Origin of the sequence: Mesorhizobium sp. M2A.F.Ca.ET.039.01.1.1 (assembly GCF_003998035.1) — a bacterium.
Taxonomy (GTDB): domain Bacteria; phylum Pseudomonadota; class Alphaproteobacteria; order Rhizobiales; family Rhizobiaceae; genus Mesorhizobium.
In genome coordinates this window covers 1-4,835 of record NZ_RZRY01000492.1, presented here as the reverse complement: position 1 = coordinate 4,835, position 4,835 = coordinate 1, and the positions used below count along the sequence as shown (strand labels likewise).

General features: G+C 63.4%; 3 protein-coding genes and 1 pseudogene. 3 read left to right on the top strand and 1 reads right to left on the bottom strand.

The features are described 5' to 3' along the window. Positions 1 to 1,058 (top strand): annotated as a pseudogene (locus tag EOA24_RS27600) (FAD/NAD(P)-binding protein); the annotation flags it as partial. Positions 1,059 to 1,169: 111 nt separating this feature from the next. On the opposite strand, the gene EOA24_RS27595 reads toward EOA24_RS27600, so the two are convergent. Continuing rightward, a complete protein-coding gene (locus tag EOA24_RS27595) occupies positions 1,170 to 1,457 on the bottom strand; it encodes a GIY-YIG nuclease family protein (RefSeq protein ID WP_126080327.1) in 288 nt (95 codons plus the stop codon). Positions 1,458 to 1,923: 466 nt separating this feature from the next. On the opposite strand from EOA24_RS27595, the gene EOA24_RS27590 reads away from it, so the two are divergent. Both EOA24_RS27590 and EOA24_RS27585 read left to right on the top strand, forming a co-directional pair. Further along, a complete protein-coding gene (locus EOA24_RS27590; RefSeq protein WP_127410271.1) occupies positions 1,924 to 3,357 on the top strand; it encodes a pyridoxal-phosphate dependent enzyme in 1,434 nt (477 codons plus the stop codon). Further along, positions 3,354 to 4,523, top strand: a complete 1,170-nt coding sequence (locus EOA24_RS27585) for a cystathionine gamma-synthase (RefSeq protein ID WP_126080325.1) — start codon at positions 3,354 to 3,356, stop codon at positions 4,521 to 4,523. Before EOA24_RS27590 ends, EOA24_RS27585 begins: the two co-directional genes overlap by 4 nt. Positions 4,524 to 4,835 lie beyond the last annotated feature (312 nt).

Sequence of the window (4,835 nt, the reverse complement as noted above, 5' to 3'; positions counted from 1 at the left end):
CCGCGCAGTCTCTATGCCCGTTACCTGGGGAGCTGCTCGACGATCTGGTGGAACGTGAGCGCGAGACCGGCCGGTTGCGGCTGATTGCCGAGGAGAGCCTGTCGATCTCGCCGACGTCGGCTGGTGTCGAGGTGGTGCTCGCCAACGGCACCAGCGTCGTTGGCCATCTGGCCGTGCTTGCCACCGGCCATGACGAGCAGCCCGGCGCCTTCCAGGGCCACGCCATCCGCATGGGCACGGAGGCCGACACCGCGCTCGATCCGCAAGCCGGTGTCCTGCTGCTCGGCACGGGCCTCAGCATGGTCGACGCCTTCCTGTCGCTGGAACAGCGCGGCCATCGCGGCCCGATCGTCGCGGTATCGCGGCGCGGCCTGCTGCCGTCGCCGCATCGCAAGGGCAACCCGATCAAGCTCGACATCGCCGACATCCCACTCGGCACGGAGCTTTCCTATTTCGTCGGCTGGTTCCGCAACCTGATCCGCGAGACCCAGAAGGCCGGCGGCGACTGGCGCGACGTGGTCGATGGGTTGCGGCCCTTCAACCAGACGATCTGGCAGAACTGGCCGTCCTCCGCCAAGCGCCGCTTCGTCGAGCACACCAAGGCCTGGTGGGACATCCACCGCCACCGCATGGCGCCGGAAGTCTACCAGCGCGTCACCGAGGCGGTCAGTTCGGGCCGCATCCGCCTCGTCGCCGGCAGGATCGTGAATGTCGAGGCGAACGGCGGCTTCACCGTAAAAATCCAGCCGCGCGGCACGCAGGATATCGAGACCCTGCAGGTCGCCCGCCTTTATGATTGCATGGGCATCGCCCGCGACATTTCGAGGACCTCTAACGGCCTCGTGCGCGCGCTGATCGAGCGTGGCGTGGCGCGGCCGGATCCGCTGCGCCTCGGGCTCGACGTCACCGCGAAATGCGAGCTGATCGCGGCCGACGGCACGGTGTCGTCGAAGCTGCTCGCCGTCGGCCCGCTGACGCGCGGCACCTTCTTCGAGATCGACGCCATTCCCGACATCCGCGTGCAGTGCGCGAAGCTGAGCAAGCAGCTGCTGGGGTGAGGCGCTCGCTGCAATCGGTCGTCATTCTAGGGCGGAGCAAGGAGCGAAGCGACGCGCGCAGACCCTAGAATCCATGCCGTGACGATTGAGAGCCTCCACGGCGCAGAACGTTCACCAGCCAATTCCGCGAAAGAGCTCGAACCACTCGGGATTAGTCGTCTCGATCAAATCAATCTTCCACTGCCGTGGCCAGCGCTTCAATGACGTCTCACGCTGAACTGCATCGGCGATGTCGAAGTATTCCTCGTACCAGACCAGACGCTGCACGCCGTAGCGGCTGGTGAAGCTGGAGCCTTGGCCAGTCTTGTGCTCGGGCATGCGACGAGCAAGGTCATTGGTGACACCGATATAGATCGTGCCGCCTTTCTGGCTCGCGGTCATGTAGACGTAGCCGGTCATCTGGTGATCTTAGTTGGTGCAGTTATCGGCGGCTATTCTGGACCGCTGCATTCTGCGGCCGAGGTCACGGCATGGATTCTAGGGTCTGCGCGCGTCGCTTCGCTCCTTGCTCCGCCCTAGAATGACGAAGGATAGGTTGCCCGTCACACCAAGAAACCTCTCTATCGCCTTGACGACATCCCAGAGACTCGCGCGGCTATGCCCACAAGGAAGATGCCCAATGGGCCAGAGGGGGTGTGAAAAAACTCGACGCTGATGATCGATTTCCAATCAACCTTCTCCAAAGCGCCCTCCGTGAAATTCCATTCCCCGACTCGCCGCCGGATTGGCACGATCTATCTTCTTTCCGGATGAAAAGGGCTGGAAAAGACAGGGCGCGCGATCCGCCAAGCCGGAATGGATTCCGGCGGCTTGATGCGCGAGATTGCCGACATCCGCCTCGAACTGCTTCGATGGAGCACTCAAGATGAGCGAGCAGACAAAAGCGCCCGGCGGCGCGGACACAAACCTGTCGAGGCTTCGCCCGCCTTACGCTTCGGTGCTCGACCTGATCGGCCAGACGCCGATCGTCGAGCTGACCAAATTCGACACCGGCAAATGCCGGCTGTTCATCAAGCTCGAAAGCCAGAATCCCGGCGGCTCGATCAAGGACCGCATCGCGCTGTCGATGATCGCCGCCGCCGAGAAGGCGGGCAAGTTGAGGCGCGGCGGCGCGATCGTCGAGGCCACTGCCGGCAACACCGGCCTCGGCCTTGCCCAGGTCGGCATTCCGAAAGGCTACCGCATCATCCTGGTCGTGCCCGACAAGATGTCGCGCGAGAAGATCCAGCATCTGCGCGCGCTCGGCGCCGAGGTGCGCATGACGCGCTCCGATGTCGGCAAGGGCCACCCCGAATATTACCAGGACATGGCCGAGAAGATCGCTTCCGAGCTGCCCGGCGCGTTCTATGCCAACCAGTTCGCCAACCCGGCCAATCCGCTGGCGCATGAGACGACGACCGGCCCGGAAATCTTTTGGCAGCTCGACGGCGATGTCGACGCGGTGGTGGTCGGTGTCGGCTCCGGCGGCACGCTCACTGGCCTTGGCCGCTTTTTCGCGAAACATTCACCGAAGACCGAGATGGTGCTCGCAGATCCGGTCGGCTCCGTGCTGGCGCCGCTGATCAAGACCGGCAAGATGGAGGAGGCGGGCAGCTGGACGGTCGAGGGCATCGGCGAGGATTTCGTGCCGCCCAATGCCGATCTCTCGCTGGTGAAAAAGGCCTATTCCATCCCCGACAAGCAGAGCATGCTGGCGGTGCGCGATCTCTTGTCCAAGGAAGGCATCCTCGCTGGTTCGTCCTCGGGCACGCTGTTGTCGGCCGCACTTCGCTATTGCCGCGAGCAGACGGTGCCCAAGCGCGTCGTGACCTTCGTCTGCGACAGCGGCAACAAGTACCTGTCGAAAGTCTTCGACGATTTCTGGCTGGCAGAGCAGGGCCTTGCCGAGCAGGAGCAGCATGGCGACTTGCGCGACCTCGTCATGCGCTCGCACCGCACAGGCGACACCGTCTGGGTCGGCCCGGAGGAAAGCCTGCTCAACGCCTATGGCCGCATGCGCCGTTCCGATGTCTCGCAACTGCCGGTGCTGGATGAGGGCAGGCTGGTCGGCATCGTCGACGAAAGCGATATCCTGGCCAAGGTCGACGGCCCCTATGACGGCCGCTGGGATCGCTTCAACGGCCCGGTGCGCTCCGCCATGACGTCGAACCTGCACACGCTGCAGGCCAACCAGACGCTGGACGCGCTGCTGCCTGTCTTCGACCGCAACGAGGTCGCCATCGTCTTCGATGGCGAGGAGTTCATCGGCCTGATAACCCGTATCGACCTGATCAACCATCTGAGGCGCCGCGCAAAATGACTTCAAACGGCAAGAACCGCCTGGCCTTTTCCACCCGCACCATCCATGGCGGCCAGAGCCACGACCCGACGACCGGCGCGGTGATGGTGCCGATCTACGCCACCTCCACCTACGGCCAGCAATCGCCCGGCGTGCACAAGGGCTTTGAGTATGCCCGCAGCCAGAATCCGACGCGCTTCGCCTTCGAGCGCGCGGTCGCCGACCTTGAAAGCGGCACGAAAGCCTTCGCCTTCGCCTCCGGCCTAGCGGCGATCTCGACGGTGCTGGAGCTGCTCGATTCCGGCGCCCATATCGTCGCCACCGACGACATCTATGGCGGCTCGTTCCGGCTGATGGAGCGGGTGCGCAAACGTTCCGCGGGCTTGCAGGTCAGCTTCGCCGATTTCACCGACCTGGCCGCGGTCGAAGCCGCGATCCGGCCGGACACGAAGCTGCTCTGGGTCGAGACGCCGACCAACCCGCTGCTGCGCATCGTCGACCTCGAAGCTCTCGCGGCGCTTGCAAAGCGTAAGGGTCTGCTTACCGTTGCCGACAATACTTTTTGCAGCCCCTATATCCAGCGCCCGCTGGAGCTCGGCATCGACATCGTCGTGCATTCAACGACGAAATATTTGAACGGCCATTCCGACATGGTCGGCGGCGTGGCGGTCGTCGGCGACAACAAGGAACTCGCCGACCAGCTGAAATTCCTGCAGAACGCCATCGGCGCCATCTCCGGCCCCTTCGACAGTTTTTTGGCCCTGCGCGGCATCAAGACTTTGGCGCTGAGGATGGAGCGCCACTCGGCCAATGGCCTGAAAATAGCGCAATGGCTGGAAACGCGAAAAAATGTCCGCCGGGTCATCTATCCAGGCCTCGCCAGCCACCCGCAGCATTCCATCGCCGTCCAGCAGATGCACGCCTTCGGCGGTATGATCTCGGTCGACCTCGACCGCGACCTGGCGGGAACGAAACGCTTCCTCGAACGCACCCAGCTTTTCACGCTGGCCGAAAGCCTGGGCGGCGTCGAAAGCCTGATCGAGCACCCGGCGCTGATGACGCATGGCTCGATCCCGGCGGAGAAACGCGGCGCCATCGGGATTACCGATTCGCTGGTGCGGCTCTCCTGCGGCATCGAGGACGGCGATGATCTGGTCGCCGATCTGGAGCAGGCGCTGGCGCACTAGTTCCTCAACACGGTGATTTTGAAAGATTGCAGGTTTCACGGGCAAGGCTATCAACGTCCGTTGGGATAGTCAGCGCAAACGCTGGCGATGAGCTGGAGGCTTCTAAACCTCGTCATTCTAGGGCGGAGCAAGGAGCGAAGCGACGCGCGCAGACCCTAGAATCCATTCCGTTACCTGGACCGAAGTGTGCAACGGTGCAGAATTTCTGGATCGCCGCGGCGCTTCCAAGTCATGGCATGGATCCTCGGGTCTGCGCGCGTCGCTTCGCTCCTTGCTCCGCCCGTGGATGACGATCGCGATAGATGTCCAGTC

Bases quoted from the DNA above. Each gene is read 5' to 3' on its own strand.
- EOA24_RS27590 (WP_127410271.1), top strand. From the start codon at position 1,924: ATGAGCGAGCAGACAAAAGCGCCCGGCGGCGCGGACACAAACCTGTCG.
- EOA24_RS27595 (WP_126080327.1), bottom strand. From the start codon at position 1,457: ATGACCGGCTACGTCTACATGACCGCGAGCCAGAAAGGCGGCACGATC.
- EOA24_RS27585 (WP_126080325.1), top strand. From the start codon at position 3,354: ATGACTTCAAACGGCAAGAACCGCCTGGCCTTTTCCACCCGCACCATC.